Origin of the sequence: Geotalea toluenoxydans JCM 15764 (assembly GCF_001311985.1) — a bacterium.
Taxonomy (GTDB): Bacteria; Desulfobacterota; Desulfuromonadia; order Geobacterales; family Geobacteraceae; genus Geotalea; species Geotalea toluenoxydans.
The window spans coordinates 1-15,456 of record NZ_BBCJ01000039.1; the positions used below are offsets into that span (position 1 = coordinate 1).

Annotated in this window: 11 protein-coding genes and 4 pseudogenes; 8 read left to right on the plus strand and 7 right to left on the minus strand. The window is 54.2% G+C overall.

Features of this window, described 5'->3' with window-relative positions:
* Nucleotides 1-638, plus strand: a 638-nt coding sequence (locus tag JCM15764_RS19000) for a hypothetical protein (RefSeq protein WP_054698453.1), incomplete at its 5' end; no start/stop codon positions are given.
* A 270-nt stretch (nt 639-908) separates the two neighbouring features.
* Here the strand turns inward: JCM15764_RS19000 and pfkA are convergent.
* The 3 pseudogenes from pfkA to JCM15764_RS19015 form a co-directional block, all read right to left on the minus strand.
* Nucleotides 909-1,866, minus strand: a pseudogene (pfkA, locus tag JCM15764_RS28890) (6-phosphofructokinase).
* Between the two features lie 278 nt (nt 1,867-2,144).
* Nucleotides 2,145-3,501 (minus strand): annotated as a pseudogene (locus JCM15764_RS19010) (replication-associated recombination protein A).
* An 11-nt stretch (nt 3,502-3,512) separates the two neighbouring features.
* Nucleotides 3,513-6,001: pseudogene (locus JCM15764_RS19015) on the minus strand (glycogen/starch/alpha-glucan phosphorylase).
* Between the two features lie 111 nt (nt 6,002-6,112).
* On the opposite strand from JCM15764_RS19015, the gene JCM15764_RS19020 reads away from it, so the two are divergent.
* From JCM15764_RS19020 to JCM15764_RS19035, 7 genes are all read left to right on the plus strand, one after another.
* Nucleotides 6,113-6,967, plus strand: a complete 855-nt coding sequence (locus tag JCM15764_RS19020) for an NAD(+)/NADH kinase (RefSeq protein WP_054698455.1) — start codon at nt 6,113-6,115, stop codon at nt 6,965-6,967.
* A gap of 106 nt (nt 6,968-7,073) precedes the next feature.
* On the plus strand, nt 7,074-7,445 hold the full coding sequence (locus JCM15764_RS30360) for an AAA family ATPase (RefSeq protein ID WP_439645341.1): 372 nt from the start codon (nt 7,074-7,076) through the stop codon (nt 7,443-7,445).
* The gene (locus JCM15764_RS30365; RefSeq protein WP_439645342.1) at nt 7,403-7,837 is read left to right on the plus strand and encodes a DNA repair protein RecN; all 435 of its coding nucleotides are present in this window, start codon (nt 7,403-7,405) and stop codon (nt 7,835-7,837) included. Before JCM15764_RS30360 ends, JCM15764_RS30365 begins: the two co-directional genes overlap by 43 nt.
* Entirely contained in the window at nt 7,834-8,355 is a 522-nt protein-coding gene (locus JCM15764_RS30370; protein ID WP_439645343.1) for a DNA repair protein RecN, read from the plus strand. Before JCM15764_RS30365 ends, JCM15764_RS30370 begins: the two co-directional genes overlap by 4 nt.
* A 159-nt stretch (nt 8,356-8,514) precedes the next feature.
* A complete protein-coding gene (locus JCM15764_RS30375) occupies nt 8,515-8,730 on the plus strand; it encodes a hypothetical protein (RefSeq protein WP_439645344.1) in 216 nt (71 codons plus the stop codon).
* 34 nt (nt 8,731-8,764) lie between these two features.
* Nucleotides 8,765-9,214, plus strand: a complete 450-nt coding sequence (locus JCM15764_RS19030; RefSeq protein WP_054698458.1) for an N-acetyltransferase — start codon at nt 8,765-8,767, stop codon at nt 9,212-9,214.
* Nucleotides 9,215-9,231: 17 nt separating this feature from the next.
* Nucleotides 9,232-10,536, plus strand: coding sequence for a TldD/PmbA family protein (locus JCM15764_RS19035; protein ID WP_243689435.1), 1,305 nt, complete (start codon nt 9,232-9,234; stop codon nt 10,534-10,536).
* Nucleotides 10,537-10,613: 77 nt separating this feature from the next.
* Here the strand turns inward: JCM15764_RS19035 and JCM15764_RS19040 are convergent, their stop codons facing one another.
* The 4 genes and pseudogenes from JCM15764_RS19040 to JCM15764_RS30380 form a co-directional block, all read right to left on the minus strand.
* Complete coding sequence (locus tag JCM15764_RS19040; protein ID WP_012648528.1) at nt 10,614-10,886, minus strand: ArsR/SmtB family transcription factor; 273 nt, start codon at nt 10,884-10,886, stop codon at nt 10,614-10,616.
* An 86-nt stretch (nt 10,887-10,972) separates the two neighbouring features.
* Nucleotides 10,973-11,947: an ABC transporter ATP-binding protein gene (locus JCM15764_RS19045; RefSeq protein ID WP_054698460.1), complete on the minus strand. Its 975-nt coding sequence runs from the start codon at nt 11,945-11,947 to the stop codon at nt 10,973-10,975.
* Nucleotides 11,944-12,906, minus strand: coding sequence for an ABC transporter ATP-binding protein (locus JCM15764_RS19050; RefSeq protein ID WP_054698462.1), 963 nt, complete (start codon nt 12,904-12,906; stop codon nt 11,944-11,946). Before JCM15764_RS19050 ends, JCM15764_RS19045 begins: the two co-directional genes overlap by 4 nt.
* 124 nt (nt 12,907-13,030) lie before the next feature.
* Nucleotides 13,031-15,096 (minus strand): annotated as a pseudogene (locus JCM15764_RS30380) (HD domain-containing phosphohydrolase).
* Nucleotides 15,097-15,456: the final 360 nt, after the last annotated feature.

A 15,456-nucleotide genomic window follows, 5' to 3' on the forward strand; every position in this document is an offset into this window, starting at 1 on the left:
TCCCGACAGCTGTCAGCCCGGCGACAGGTACGACCGTTGCCAGCCTTACCCCGACCTTGACCATTACCAATGCCATGGATCCTGATAGCGACACTCTGAGCTACGACTTCGAGGTCTATGCCGGGGCCACACTCATTGCTGCCCAATACGGCGGCCCCAGCGACCCTTCCGGCAGCACCTCATGGACGCCAACCCAACCACTGGCAGACAATACTGTCTATCAGTGGCGGGCACGGGCCTTTGACGGCGACCGCTATGGGGAATGGATGTCCATGGCCACTTTCACCACCCATTTGCCGATTACCAGCATAACGGCAGAGATCAGGTTCGAGCCGGAAACCCTCAATCAGAAAAGCCAGGGGAATTGGGTGACGGTCGAGATAGAGCTACCCGATGGATATAAGGCCGGCGAGATCGACATTGCGTCAATACGCCTTGAAGGTACCGTGTCTGCTGAATCCAAGCCCTATCAGATCCGGAAAGGCAAATGTAATGACAGTCTGATGGTGAAGTTCAGCCGCAGCCAGGTAATTGCCATACTACCGGAAGGCAGCCAGGTGCCGGTCCATGTGACGGGCAGGGTAGGGGCGGTGCAGTTTGAGGGCATCGATGTGATCAGGGTGATCAAGACGGAGTGAGCACGGGGAGGGCAGGTAAGGGGCCTGAAGCAGTGTCGTGTTTGTTCTTGCTACCGGCGATTGCCCCTCTCCCTGGCCCTCTCCCACCAGGGGAGAGGGAATGTAAGCGATGCCCCCCTCCCTTTGATGGGAGGGGCTGGGGGGAGGGTGCAGGTGTAAAGACAAAGCGAAATATGCGCCGACATTTTTAGAGACGGAGTTGCCGCAAGCGAAAACGGGCAAGGAAGAAGTTCCCCGCCCGTCTCTTATTCAGCTTTCGATGCTCTCCATCTATATCCCCAGCACCTCCGCCAACCGCAGCATCTCGTCGTGGGGCTTTTTTTCCCCCTTGACCACATCCTCCAGTGAGCTGGTGACGATGGAGTTGTTGGAGAGACCCACCATGAGCCCTTTTTCCCCGCCAGGAGCAAATCAACGGCATTTTTTCCCAGACGGCTCGCCAGGAGCCGGTCGAAGACGGTCGGTGCGCCGCCCCGCTGATAGTGGCCGAGCACCGTGACTCTGGTTTCGAAGCCGATGGCGTCCTTGATGCTGTCGGCGATCTGGTGGGCGTTGCCCGCCCCTTCGGCGAGGATGATGATGGCGTTATCCCGTCCTTCTTCGTAGCGGGCGCGTAACTGCTGGCATATCTCGGAGAGGTCGAAATCCCGTTCCGGAACCAGGCGTATTCGGCACCGGCGGCAATGGCGCTGATGCTGGCCAGGTAGCCCGAATTGCGCCCCATGACTTCGATGACGAAGGCCCGGGCGTGGGAGCTGGCGGTATCCTTGATGCAGTCCACGGCGTAGATGATGTTGTTGAGGGCCGTATCCACCCCAAGGGCCATGTCCGTGTAAGGGATGTCGTTGTCGATGCTGGCCGGGATGCCGATGACCGGAAAGCCCAGGTTGTGCAGCGCCAATGCCCCGGTCAGGGAACCGTCACCCCCGAGGATGATCAGCCCCTCCACCCCCAGGTTTTTCAGGTTGGCCAGGGCCTGCTGCTGCCCCTCAATGGTGCGGAATTCGGGCGAGCGGGCCGACTGGAGAAAGGTGCCCCCCCGGTGGAGGATGCCGGAGACCGCTTTTGAATCGAGGGTGATGTAATCCGGTTTCATCAGTCCCACATATCCCTTGCGAAATCCCAGCATTTCTACATTGTTTCGCAGGCCGCTCCGCACGGCGCTGCGGATGGCGGCGTTCATCCCGGAACAGTCGCCGCCGCTGGTGAGGATGCCGATTTTCTTCATGATTCCTCCTGAACCTACGTGGCTGTGGCTTTCACGCCATCTCGCCGCCGTCCTCGTCGCTTCCGTGTGTGGCACTCTGGCGCAAAAATCAGCAGCCCTTGTATGTCATGTATTATTTGCCTTGGTCTTAAATGAGGGGGTAGAGTCATGTGTCTATTCATTCTAAAAACGACACTTGGACGCGGAAAAGGCGGATAACATCTGATAAAGGCGGATAAAAACCAGGAAATTAAGGTTTCACCTGAATGGTTGGTTCAGCTTGTGTCTTTAATCCGCAGTTATCCTGATTTTTCCGACTCTTCCGCGTTCCCACTGCTTTTTTCAGGTTCATTCTTTTTTCTTTTCAGGTACTCCATGCGCTCCTTGATCGTCTTCTCGTAGCCATAACCCGCGGGCCGGTAATATTTCCGCCCATGGAGCCGTTCGGCAGGTAGTCCTGCTCCACATAGCCACCCGCAAAGTCATGGGCATAGCGGTAGCCGGCGTGGTAGCCAGATCCTTCATCAACTTTGTCGGCGCATTGCGGATGTGCATGGGGACCGGCTGGGCGCCGCTTTTTCTCACTTCGGAGAGTGCCTCGTCTATTGCCAGATATGAGGCATTGGACTTGGGGGCGGTGGCCAGGTAGGTGACCGCCTGGGAAAGGATGATGCGTCCCTCCGGCATCCCCACCATCTGAAAGGCCTGGAGAGCAGACACTACCACCTGCAGGGCGCGGGGATCAGCGTTACCTATATCCTCCGAGGCCAGTATCACCATGCGGCGCAGGATGAAGAGCGGGTCCTCCCCTGCTTCGATGAGCCGAGCCAGCCAATAGACGGCGGCGTCGGGGTCGCTGCCCCGCATGGACTTGATGAAGGCGGAGATGACGTTATAATGTTCCTCTCCCCCCTTGTCGTAGAGGAGCGGCTTCTTCTGCACCGCTTCCCTGGCCATATCCATGTCTATGGTGCCTTTTTCCGCCAGCCTCGCCGCCGTTTCCAGGGTATTGAGGGCGACCCTGCCGTCGCCTCCGGCCTGCTCGGCCATGTAGCTCAAGGCATCATCGGTAATGGTCAGGTCCAGATTGCCCAACCCCCGTTCACGGTCGGTAAGGGCATTGCGGATGATCTTCTGCAGCTCTTCCTCGCTCAGGGTATTGAGCACCAGCACCTTGCACCGTGAAAGGAGTGGGGCGATCACTTCAAAGGAGGGATTTTCGGTGGTGGCGCCGATGATGGTGAAGACACCTTTTTCCACATAGGGGAGAAAGGCATCCTGCTGGCTCTTGTTGAAACGATGGATTTCATCGACGAAGAGAATGGTTCTTCTGCCCTGGAACTTGCGCACTTCCTCCGCTTCCTTGACGATTTCGCGGATCTCCTTGATACCGGAGAGAATGGCGGAAAAGAAGATGAAGTGGGAACTGGTGGCGCCGGCGATGACGCGGGCCAATGTCGTTTTGCCCGAGCCGGGAGGACCCCAGAAGATGAGAGAGGTCAGCTGGTCGCTTTCGATCAGCCGCCGCAGCAGCTTGCCTTCCCCAAGAAGCTGTTCCTGCCCCACATATTCGGCAATGGTCCGTGGCCGCATCTTTTCTGCGAGGGGGGCTTCCTTGGCGGCATCTTCCGCCGCCCTGCGGTCAAAAAGATCCATGGGCAGAACTGTCACCATGCTGGCGGGATTCGGCGCCCTTGACACAAACCGCTGATCCCCCAGATATCTCTGGCGTACTCGGCAATGGTCCGGTCGCTGGAGAATTTGCCCATGCCGGCGGTATTGAGGATTGCCCGCCGGGTCCATTCGTTCTGGTCCCGGTAAAGCTTGCTTACCTCATCCTGGCAGGCGATGTAGGAGGTGTAGTCGGCCAGCAGCATGTAGTAATCTCCATGGTTCAGCAGCAGGTCGACGATGGGACGGAAAAGGTCGGGGGCGCCGGGAGAGAAGAACCCGCCGGCAATCTGGTCCAGCACCCTTCGCAATTCCGGCAGTTTGCTGTAATAGTCACGGGGATTGTAGCCCTTGCTCCTGGTATTGTTGACCTCGTCCGTGGTCAGGCCGAAGATGAAGATGTTTTCTCTTCCCACCTCTTCCATGATCTCGATATTGGCGCCATCCAGGGTGCCGATGGTGAGGGAGCCGTTAAGGGCGAATTTCATGTTGCCGGTTCCGGAGGCCTCGGTGCCTGCCGTGGAGATCTGTTCGGACAGGTCTGCCGCCGGAAAGATATGTTCTGCCAGAGAGACGCTGTAGTTGGCCAGAAAAACCACCTTCATCCGGTCACCCACCTCCGGGTCGTTGTTGACAACAGTGGCGACGGCGTTGATGAGGCGGATGATCAGCTTGGCGGTGACATAGGCGGGGGCTGCCTTGCCGCTGAAGATGAAGGTGCGGGGAACGAAGTCGCCTGCCGGGTTTTCCTTGATCCGGTTGTACATGGTGATAACGTGAAGCACGTTCAACAGCTGCCGCTTGTATTCGTGAATCCGCTTTACCTGGCAGTCGAAAATGGAATCAACGTTGACCTGGATGCAGTTGTGCTTGAGGATGTAAGCGGCCAGCTTCTCTTTATTGAGCTTTTTCACTGCCTGCCATCTGGTCACGAATTCCGGTTCGGTGGCGACCGCTTTCAATTTTTCCAGCTCGTAAAGGTCGGTAACCCAGCCGTTACCGATATAGTCGTCGATCAGCTCGGAAAGGGGAGGATTGGACATTTTCAGCCAGCGTCGCTGGGTTATGCCGTTGGTCTTGTTGTTGAACCGCTCCGGGTACATCTCGTAGAAATCCCGGAACAGCTGCTGTTTGAGGATTTCACTATGCAGCGCGGCAACGCCGTTGACCGAATGGCTGCCGACGATGGCCAGGTGGGCCATGCGGATTTTTCGTTCCCAGTGCTCTTCCACGATGGACATGCGGGCCAGACGGGCGTTATCGCCAGGGAACCGTTTTGCAACCTCTTCCAGAAAATACTTGTTGATGTCGAAGATGATCTGCAGGTGCCGGGGGAGGATCTGCTCGAAGAACCAGACCGGCCATTGTTCAAGGGCTTCCGGCAGTATGGTGTGATTGGTATAGGCGAAGGTTTTTTGGGTGATCTGCCAGGCATCGTCCCAGTCCACGTTTTCCAGGTCCAGCAGCACCCGCATCAATTCGGGAATGGCCAGGGCAGGATGGGTATCGTTCAGCTGAATGGCAACCTTGTCGGGCAGGAGCCTGAGATCGGTGTGTTTTTTCTTGAAGCGGTAGAGGACATCATGGATGGTTGCCGAAGCAAGAAAATATTCCTGCTTGAAACGCAACTCCTTACCCTCGATAACGTTGTCGGCCGGATAGAGCACCTTGGAGATGGTTTCCGTCTGCATCTTCTTTTCCACGGCGCGGATGTAGTTTCCCTCGTTGAAGAACTTCAGGTCGAAGTCACGGCTCGACTTGGCGCTCCACAGGCGCATGGTGTTGACCGAGTTGTTCTTGTAACCGGGGATGGGCGTATCGTAGGCCATGGCCATGACATCTTCCGTATCGACCATTCCCTGACGGTTTTGCCGAATTTGTTGGTGGTGGTGAGGACCCTGCCATAAAATTTTACCGGATGCAGGTGCTCCTGCCGGTCCAGTTCCCATGGATTGCGGTAACGGAGCCAGTTGTCGGGGAGTTCCATCTGGGCGCCGTCGACGATCTTCTGACGGAAGATGCCGTATTCATAGCGAATACCATAGCCGTATGCCGGGATGGACATGGTGGCCATGGAATCGAGGAAGCAGGCGGCGAGGCGTCCCAGGCCGCCATTGCCGAGACCCGCTTCCTGCTCTTCGTCAAAGATATCTTCGAAATCGTAGCCGAGGGAGGTGATAGCCTCCCTGAAATCCTCCAGGATATCCAGGTTGATCAGACTGTTGATCAGGGACCGTCCGATGAGGAATTCCATGGAGATATAGTAGACACGCTTGTTGTCGCTGTTGTAGTAGGCCTGCTGGGTATCCAGCCAGCGTTCCACAAGCTTGTCCCGGACGGCGTAGGCCAGGGCGTTGAAGGCATCATATCGGGTGGCGGTATATTTGTCTTTGCCCAGGGTGTATTCGATATGTTCAAGGAAGGATTTGATGATGAGGATGAGGTTATCAAGTTCAGGTGCCTGGTTGGCATCATATTCGTTCATAGGCTTGTCCTTGGTCCGGAACTCTTGCTGCCATGGAGTTTCCATTGGACATGGTGGTTTATATGTGCTAGTAAAGCCTTATTTTTTATACCATAGATAAAGGCTTGCGCCATGAAAAAAATAGCAATCTTTGCCAAGGTCCATGACCCCCGCTGCGTGGGGATAGCTGAAGAGCTGGTCGAATGGCTGGTGGCAAGGGGGCTTTCTCCCCTGGTGGAACCCCATCTGGCAAAACACATCAGCTGCACATATACCGCGAAAAGAGACGATATTCCCGAGCAGGCCGACCTGGTGGTGGTACTGGGTGGCGATGGAACCTTGATCTCCGTGGCCCGCCTGGTGGGAGACAGGCAGGTGCCGATTCTCGGCGTCAATCTGGGAAGCCTGGGCTTTCTCACGGAAATCACCCTGACAGAGATGTATCCTGCCCTGGAACGATGTCTGAAGGGGGATTACGAGGTGTCTGAGCGGATGATGCTGCGTGTTTCCCTGCACCGGGACGGGGCTGAGATCGAAGGCCGCCAGGTTCTGAACGATGTGGTTATCAACAAGGGGGCGCTGGCAAGGATTATCGATCTGGAAACTGAGGTCGATGGCCGCTATCTGACCACTTTCAAGGCTGATGGCCTTATCATCTCCACTCCCACCGGTTCAACCGGTTATTCCCTTTCCGCCAACGGCCCCATCATCCACCCGCAGCTGGATTGCCTGGTGATTACTCCCATCTGCCCCCACACCCTTACCAATCGCCCGATTGTCGTGTCAGGCGATGCTTTGATCACCATCAGCCTGCAATCGGTCAACGAGGATGTTTTTCTTACCCTGGATGGGCAGGTGGGCTTCGAAGTGAAACACGGCGATCAAATCCGTATCCAGCGGGCAGAACGCCAGACCCGGCTGGTCCAGTCGCGGAGCAAGGATTATTTTGAGGTGCTGCGGACCAAGCTGAAATGGGGCGAAAGATAAAAAAACAGTTCGAAGTTCGGAGTTCGACGTTCGGAGTTGGAAAACGAACCTTAACCTTGAACCTCGAACCTCGAACCTCGAACCTCGAACCTCGAACGGGTAATTTATGCTTACAGACCTTTCCATTAAAAATATTGCCATCATCGATTCCCTTACCGTCTCCTTCCGTGGCGGGCTCAACATCCTTACCGGGGAGACGGGGGCGGGAAAATCGATCATCATCGATGCGGTGAATCTGATTCTTGGCGGCCGCGGGTCGGCCGACCTTATCCGTGCCGGGGCCGAAGAAGGGGTTGTGGAAGCCATTTTTGATCTCTCCGGTCGCCCTTCGATCCTGGCAGAACTTGATAAAATCGGTATCGAGTGCGATGGCGAACTGCTGATCAAGCGGGTCGTCTCCCGTTCGGGCAAAAACCGGGTTTTATCGGCGGCGGATTGTCGACCATTTCCATACTGGCAGAAATTTCCAGGTTGCTGATAAATATCTATGGCCAGCATGAAGCCCAGACTCTGCTGCGCCAGGAAAACCACCTGCTGCTCCTTGACGGTTACGGGGGGCTGCTTGAGTTGCGCAGGGAATTTGCCACTCTCCATGATGAATGCAGGCAGGTTGGTGGTAAACTCAAGACATTGGAGGAAGATGAACGGGATGCAGCCCATCGCCTGGACCTCATTTCCTTCCAGTCCGATGAGATCGCCAGTGCGGCCCTGATTGTCGGGGAAGAAGAAGACCTGGACAGGGAGCGTTCACTTCTCAGCCATGGGGAAAAACTTCTGCAGAATAGCCAGGAAGCATATGCCGAGCTGTATGGCGCCGATGACGCTGTCCTTGGCCGGTTGTCCCAGGTGAAGAGGCGACTTGCGAGATGATCGCCATCGATCCTGCCTTGGAAAATACTCTGGCCTCACTGGATGCAGCTTCCATCCAGCTGGAGGACGTGGCCCTGGCGCTGAGGACATATGCTGCCAGGATCGAAGCAGACCCTGAACGGTTGCAGGTCGTTGAAGACCGGCTGGAGCTGATCCAGCGGTTGAAGAAGAAATATGCCCCCCATATCCAGGGGGTGCTTGCATACAAGGAAACGATCGACCGGGAAATGGAAGAACTGATGTCTCGGGAGGAAGACCGGGACGGTCTTCAGAAGAGGCTTGAGGAGCTGACTGATGCCTTGCGGGTCAAAGGGGAAGGCCTTTACTCGAAACGCACCGCAGCGGCAAAACTGCTGGAATCGGCCATGGAGAAGGAGCTGTCCGAGCTGGCCATGAAAAATGCCCGCTTCCAGGTAGCCTTTGAAAGGCTTCCCCAGGCAAAATCAACCGGCCTGGAACGTGCGGAGTTTCTTTTTTCGCCAAACCCGGGGGAAACACCGAAGCACTTGCGAAGATAGCATCGGGAGGTGAACTGTCACGGCTGATGCTGGCATTGAAGCAGCTGCACCCGGAAAGCGACGTGCCGACTTATCTTTGACGAGGTTGATACGGGTATCGGCGGGGCAACCTCAGCTCTGGTAGGCGAGAAGCTTAAGCGGGTAGCGGCAGCCCAGCAGGTGCTGTGCATTACCCATCTTCCCCAGGTGGCTGCCTATGCCGATCTGCATTTCAAGGTGGAAAAGAAGGTGGAGTCGGGGCGGACGGTTACCTCTGCCGTCCCGCTCGCCAATGATGACCGGGTAGTTGAAGTGGCACGCATGCTGGGAGGGATCAAGATTACCGACACGACCCTGGAGCATGCCCGGGAGATGATAGCGGAGGCGGTTAGGTAAATACCTTCCCGCAACCCGTGAGAAAGGATCTGTAATGTTGCGCAAGGCCGAGATAAATGATGTCAAGGATATCCAGAAGCTTTTAACCTTCTATGCCTCCCGTGGGGACATGCTTTCCCGTTCACTGGCCGAGTTGTATGAGGCGATTCGCGACTTCAATATATTTGAAGAAGACGGGCGCATCGTCGGTACCGCTGCCCTGCATATCGTCTGGGAGGATTTGGCTGAGGTGCGCTCTGTGGCTGTGGCCGATGACGCCGGCAGGAAGGGAATCGGCACCCAGGTGGTGCAGGCATGTATTGACGAGGCGAGGCTGCTTGGACTGAAGAAGGTTTTCTGTCTTACCTACAAGCCTGATTTCTTCGCAAAATTCGGGTTTCACGTTGTCGATAAATCAGAGCTTCCCCACAAGGTCTGGGGGGACTGCATGAAGTGCGTTAAGTTTCCCGACTGCGATGAGATTGCCATGATCCTCGAACTATAACCTGCACCGGAGAATCTATGGACTTCCACCTTGAAGCGGCAAGAGTTGAAAAACTGCTTAAAGGCCATGCATTGAATGGCTATGAAATCATGCTTGGAGCATCCCGCAACCTTTCCATCGAGGTCAGGGAGCAGAAGGTGGATACCTTCAAATGTTCCGAGCCGGTCGGGGTCAGCATCCGGGTGCTCAAGGAAGGGGGGATGGGGTTTTCCTTTTCCACGAGCATGGATGACAAGGACCTGGAGCGGATGGTTGCCAATGCGGTAATCGGTGCCGAAACACAGACCAAGGACGAGTGTAATTGTTTTCCCCCACCGGCAACTTATCAAACGGTATCCGGCCTTGTGGATGAAAGTCTGGCGGATGTGGGAGAAGAGGAAAAGATCGCCCGCGCCCTTGAGCTTGAGCGGCTTACCCTGGCCGAGGACAGCCGGATAAAAAAAGTGAGAAAGAGCAGCTATGGAGAATCCAGCTATGGAGTGTTGATCAGAAACTCCCTGGGGGTCGAGGGAAGCTACTTCGGCACCTCGGTTTCCAGCAGTGTTTCTGCTGTCGCTGAAGAAGAGGGGCAGTCGCAGATGGGCTGGGATTTCGGCTTCAGCAACTATTTCAACAAGCTGGACGTGGCGGCTATCGCAAAGAACGCCGCTGCCAAGGCGACGGGCATGCTTGGCGCCCGCAATTTTGCCACCATGAAGTGTCCGGTGATCCTGGACAATTATGTGGCAACCGAGGTCCTGGAAGTGCTGGCAGCTTCTTTTCTGGCCGAAAACGTGCAGAAAGGGAAATCTATTCTTGCCGGGAAAAAGGGAAGTCGTCTTTTTGCCGGAGACCTGAAAATCATCGATGACGGACTCCTGCCGGGTGGTATGGCAACGACTCCCTTTGACGGGGAAGGGGTGCCCAGGCAGAGGACAGTCCTTGTTGAAGGTGGCGAGGTTAAAGGATTTCTCTACAACAGTTACTGCGCCTGCAAGGATAAGGTCGTTTCCACGGGTAATGCGGTGCGTGGCGGAGTTAAGGGGCTGCCCCACATGGGGGTCACCAATTTCTTCATCGAAAACGGGGTCACACCCGTAAACAAGCTCTACGACCAGTTGGATAAGGGGGTGCTCCTGACGTCGGTGATGGGAATGCACACGGCCAATCCGGTTTCGGGTGACTTTTCAGTGGGAGCGGCAGGTTATTGCATAGAGAAAGGGGTTATCACCTACCCGGTGAAAGGCATTGTCATTTCCGGTAATATAATGGATTTGTTCCGGGACGTGGGCGGGATCGGCGATGACCTGCGCTTTTTCGGGGCGGTCGGTTCCCCAGCCTGAGAATAGAAGAACTGGATGTAAGCGGAAAATAAAAATCCCCTTTGGAAGGGGAGTTGTCGGCTGTGGATTGAAAATTCTCAGAGAACGGCGATCAGCTTCTTTGCCAGCGGATGCACCACCGTGTAGTGAACTTCTACACCCTCCCGTTTTCCTTCAATGATCCCTTTGTTCTTCAGCAGCGCCAGGTGCTGTGAGACCGTTGCCTGGGGCAGCCCGAGACATTCCCAGATATATTTCACATTACATTCTTTTGTACAGAGTCCGGCAACTATCTTCAGTCTGACCGGATGACCCAGCACCTTCAATATCTCCGCTTCAGTATCGAAATTCCTTGTTTTATCAAATTCCACATTGCCTCCAGTGTTGTGATCCTCAATGGCAAAAACGCTACAACCTATAGAGTTTAAATCGTTTTTTGTCAATAAAAAAGGTTGAATCAGCGAAACAGCTTTTGACTGAAATGGCAGGCGGCCAGGTGCTCAGGTTCCTTTTCCTCCAGAGGCGGCGGTTCCTTGCTGCAGATATTCTCGGCATAGGGACAGCGGGTATGGAAGGGACAACCGGACGGTGGATGGATGGGTGAAGGCAGGTCACCCTGGAGGACTATTCTTCCGGTTGTCCTGTCGGGATCAATACGCGGCACTGCCGAGAGAAGAGCTTGGGTATACGGATGGAGAAACCGGTCCAGCACTTCGTCTCTGGTCCCCGATTCCACTACCTTTCCCAGGTACATGATGGCTATCCGGTCACTCAGATGACGGATCACGGAGAGATCATGGGTTATGAAGAGGAAGGAAAGGCCGTATTCCCGTTTCAGTTCCATGAGCAGATTGATGATCTGCGCCTGGATCGAAATATCCAGGGCAGAGACCGGTTCATCGGCAATGAGCAGCTTCGGTGAAACGGCAAGTGCCCTGGCAATGCCGATTCTCTGTCTTTGTCCCCCCGAAAACTCGTGGGGATACCGGTAAAAATGCTCTTCCGACAACCCGACCTTTGCCATGAGGCCGATTACCAGATCCCTCTTGCGGGCACCGGATGCAAGACCATGAACGGTGAACGGCTCGCCGATGATATCTCCCACTCTCATGCGAGGGTTCAGGGAAGAGAACGGATCCTGAAAAATCATCTGTACGGTTTTGCGAAAGGAGGAGCGCTCTACCTTGCCCATGTCAACCAGGCTCTTCCCCTGATAGGTGATGCTCCCGGCCGACGGTGGTATCAGGCCCATCATCAGTTTTGCCACGGTAGATTTGCCGCAACCGGATTCTCCGGCTACGCCGAGGGTTTCCCCCTTGCCCACATGCAGATCCACTCCGTCAACTGCTTTCAATAGCTGTTGTTTGCCGAACTGACCCGTCTTTACCGGAAAATATTTACAAAGGGACGTCGTCGCTATCAGTGTGTTCATTGGACTTTCCAGCAGCGGACAAAGTGGCCGTCGGCGATTTCTTTCATTTCCGGTTCTGCTGTTTCACAGTGCCAGTCCTTCCCCGGACAGCGGTTGCAAAATCCGCAGCCGGGCTGTCTGACCAGGAGATCCGGGACAGATCCGGGTATTGTCTGCAGGGGCTGACCAGGTTTGGTGTCCTGGGGAAGAGATTTGAGCAGCCCCTCGGTATACGGGTGGCCCGGCTTGCGTAATATATCTCCCGTCGGGCCGTATTCGACAATCTTCCCTGCGTACATGACCGCCGTGCGGTGTGAACGTTCTGCTACTATTCCCAAATCATGGGTTATCAGGATCATTCCCATCCGGTTTTCCCTTTTCAGCCGGTCCATTAGTTCCAGTATCTGTGCCTGAATGGTTACGTCCAGTGCTGTTGTCGGTTCATCGGCGATAAGGAGTTCGGGATTGCAGGCAATGGACATGGCAATCATGACCCGTTGCCGCATGCCCCCGCTCATCTGGTGCGGATATTCATCAAATCGCACGGCTGAGGAGGCAATGCCCACCTGTTCGAGCAGGCCGATTCCTGCCTCCCTGGCTTCCCGCCGGGACAGGCCGCGATGGAGCCTCAAGCCCTCTATAATCTGGGCGCCAATGGAAAGCACCGGATTGAGAGAGGTCATGGGTTCCTGAAAAATCATGGCGATCCGGTTACCCCTGATTTTGCGCATCTCCTGTTCATCGAGCCTGAGCAGGTCCCTGCCGGCAAAGACGATTTCTCCTGCAGCTATACTGCCCGGCGACGCAACCAGCCCCATTATGGAATAGGCAGTTACGCTTTTGCCGCAGCCGGATTCGCCGACAATGGCCAGTGTTTCGCCCCTGTCGAGAGAAAAACTGACACCGCTGACAGCCTGCAGGGTTCCCTGGGGGACTCTGAAGTTGACGGTAAGATTTTGTACCTGGAGGATAGTTGGCAATGGAAATCCTGAATGGTGTAGGAGTGTGCCGGACTTTTGATCTTATATACCATGATTCGACGGGAGGGGCAAATGCTTTGGATTGGAGGGAACGTAGGGACTTTTGTCTTGCAGTGCGGACGGCTCACGCCATGGCAGTGGCTCTGCCTACCTGCTGCTCTGAAATTGGGAATCCTTGAGAAGGTCCACAAAGTGAGGTACAAGTTCGGGGTCGAACTGGGTGCCGGCGTTGCTGTACAACTCATTGATGGCCACCTCGACCGGTAGAGCCTTACGGTAGGGGCGGTCTGAGGTCATTGCATCAAAGGCGTCGGCTATGGCGAGAATTTTTGATTCAAGGAGCAACTCGGATGCGGGAATGGAGTTGGGATAACCCTGGCCATCGTAGCGTTCATGGTGCTGACCGATGCAAAGCCTTACATCCTGAAGAAACTCGATCGGCTCGAGGATCTTCATGCCGATGGTGGGGTGCTGCTGAAGATCGTTGATATCCTCCGCGGTCAGCCTTCCTTCCTTGTGGAGCAAGGTCAGGTCAATGCCTATCTTGCCTATGTCGTGGAGAATCGCTGCCCTTTCGATGATCTTGAGACGGTCCTGGGACAGCTCCAGTTTCTTGGCCAGTTCCAGACTATAGTAGGTAACCCGCTCGGAATGGCCACGGGTATAGCTGTCGCTGGCTTCAATGGCCGATACAAGTGCCTGAATGGTGTTCAGATAGGTCTTTTGCTGCTCGTCATAAAGCTTTGCGTTTTTGATGGCGATGCTTGCCTGAGCGGCGATGGTGGAAAATAGTTCCAGTTCCTCATGATTATAGGTGGAGTTGTCGATCTTGTTGACGACGGTAATGGTACCAATAATCTCGTTTTTGACGATGAGAGGAGCACAGATCAGGGTTTTGCGCTCATAACCCATGGCACTGAAGCGGTCAAATTCCGGAGCTTGATTGATATCGGCAATGAGCAGCGGCTTGCCGTTTTCGATAACCCAGCTGGAGACGCTGGACTGTTTCCGGGGTAACACCGTACCCGAAGGGGAAAGCCCGTCGTGTCCGATCAAAGTTGTAATCAGCATCTCGTGCTGTTCCTGGTCCCAAAGTATGATGTAGCCGATCTGGGCACGTAGTGTATCCATAGTGGTTTTCACAATCAGCTTGAAAAGGCTCTCCGATTCCATGGTGGAATTTATGGCCAGGCCTACCTTGTAAAGAGTGGATAGCTTGGAAACGGCATTTTCCAGGGTCGTATTCTTGTCTTCCAGTTCACCAGCCAGATCGGCAATCTTGTAATTTGCTTCTTCGATTTCCTCGATCCGCTCTTCAAGGTTAACATTCAGAGTTTCGATTTCCTTGATCTGCTCTTCCAGTTTTTGATTCATCAGGTGGGTTTCGCGGTGGTGGCTCAGCTTTTCCTGTGCCCGGGCCAGCTCCCTCTCATGGACGATATTGGCTCCATCATGTCACGGAATCTTTCGACCATGCGATTGAAGCTCTGGGAAAGAATGCGCATTTCATTGCTGCTGCTGATTATGGTCCTGTGGTCGAAGTTTCCTTTTTCTACCTCTTCCATGGTTGAAATCAGTTTCCTGATCGGTTTATCCACATAAAAAATGAGAAATACCGAAACCACGATAATGATCAAGCCTATGATCAGTACCGTCGAAATGGCCGCAGTTCTTTTTTCTTTCTCAAGGAACCTTTCCATATAACCCATGGACAGTTCCGTTTCCAGGAACCCAAGAGTTTGATGCTCGGACTGTGACATTTATGGCAGAGAGGATTATTGGGAATGCGGGCGAAAGAATCGAAGACTCTTCGATTTTCGGAAAGGGTGAATTTTTGCTGAAAATTCGTTTTTAGCTCGTGCCGTTCGTATTCGGGTAGAAAATGGCCTATTTCCGTCTGGTCTGCTGAAATGAGAATCTTGCCCGTTTCATCGACGATACGCAGGATGAGATGAATTCCTTGGAGCGGAGGCGGCTGAAAATGGCACTTATTTCCTGGGACCGGCCAGAACGCATGGCATCGCTGATGCTGTTTTTCACCGTCTCGTTGAGTACATTGGTATTGTAGGTTGCCATGTCATAGAGCATTTCCTTCTGCTGTCTGTAGGTAACATAGGAGACAAGCGAGACGATGCCTATGATGGTAACGGTAACAAGCCCTATTATTTTTATCTTAAGAGAATTAATCATCTATCCTGTATTCTGCTCTTGCTGGACATTCGTTCTCATTTTGCCCATGATTTTGAGCGATTTGGCGGTTAATTCTACTTCATTGGCACAGCTTATTGTGCAAAACGACCGATATTGTTAATGCATCCAAACTTTGCTGTCTCCGTCGGGTGCTCTCTCCTTCTGTAGCTGCAGGGCATCCATGGCAATCACTTCCGATTACCGTAAATATGAAACACAATAGCAGCCACCTGATATCCCGGCGGGGGGGTATCTGCTTTCCAGTGGTGAAGCAATTTCATTAATGAGTAAAGCAATTCGCTTGCCAATGCGTCAAGTAAAAATAGCCTAATTTGAATGATAAAATTATTGACTTTGGCC

Excerpts from the sequence above, each read along its gene's own strand:
- JCM15764_RS19035 (WP_243689435.1), top strand. The coding sequence starts at position 9,232 with ATGGACTTCCACCTTGAAGCGGCAAGAGTTGAAAAACTGCTTAAAGGC.
- JCM15764_RS19020 (WP_054698455.1), top strand. The coding sequence starts at position 6,113 with ATGAAAAAAATAGCAATCTTTGCCAAGGTCCATGACCCCCGCTGCGTG.
- JCM15764_RS30370 (WP_439645343.1), top strand. The coding sequence starts at position 7,834 with ATGATCGCCATCGATCCTGCCTTGGAAAATACTCTGGCCTCACTGGAT.
- JCM15764_RS19045 (WP_054698460.1), bottom strand. The coding sequence starts at position 11,947 with ATGAACACACTGATAGCGACGACGTCCCTTTGTAAATATTTTCCGGTA.
- JCM15764_RS19030 (WP_054698458.1), top strand. The coding sequence starts at position 8,765 with ATGTTGCGCAAGGCCGAGATAAATGATGTCAAGGATATCCAGAAGCTT.
- JCM15764_RS30360 (WP_439645341.1), top strand. The coding sequence starts at position 7,074 with ATGCTTACAGACCTTTCCATTAAAAATATTGCCATCATCGATTCCCTT.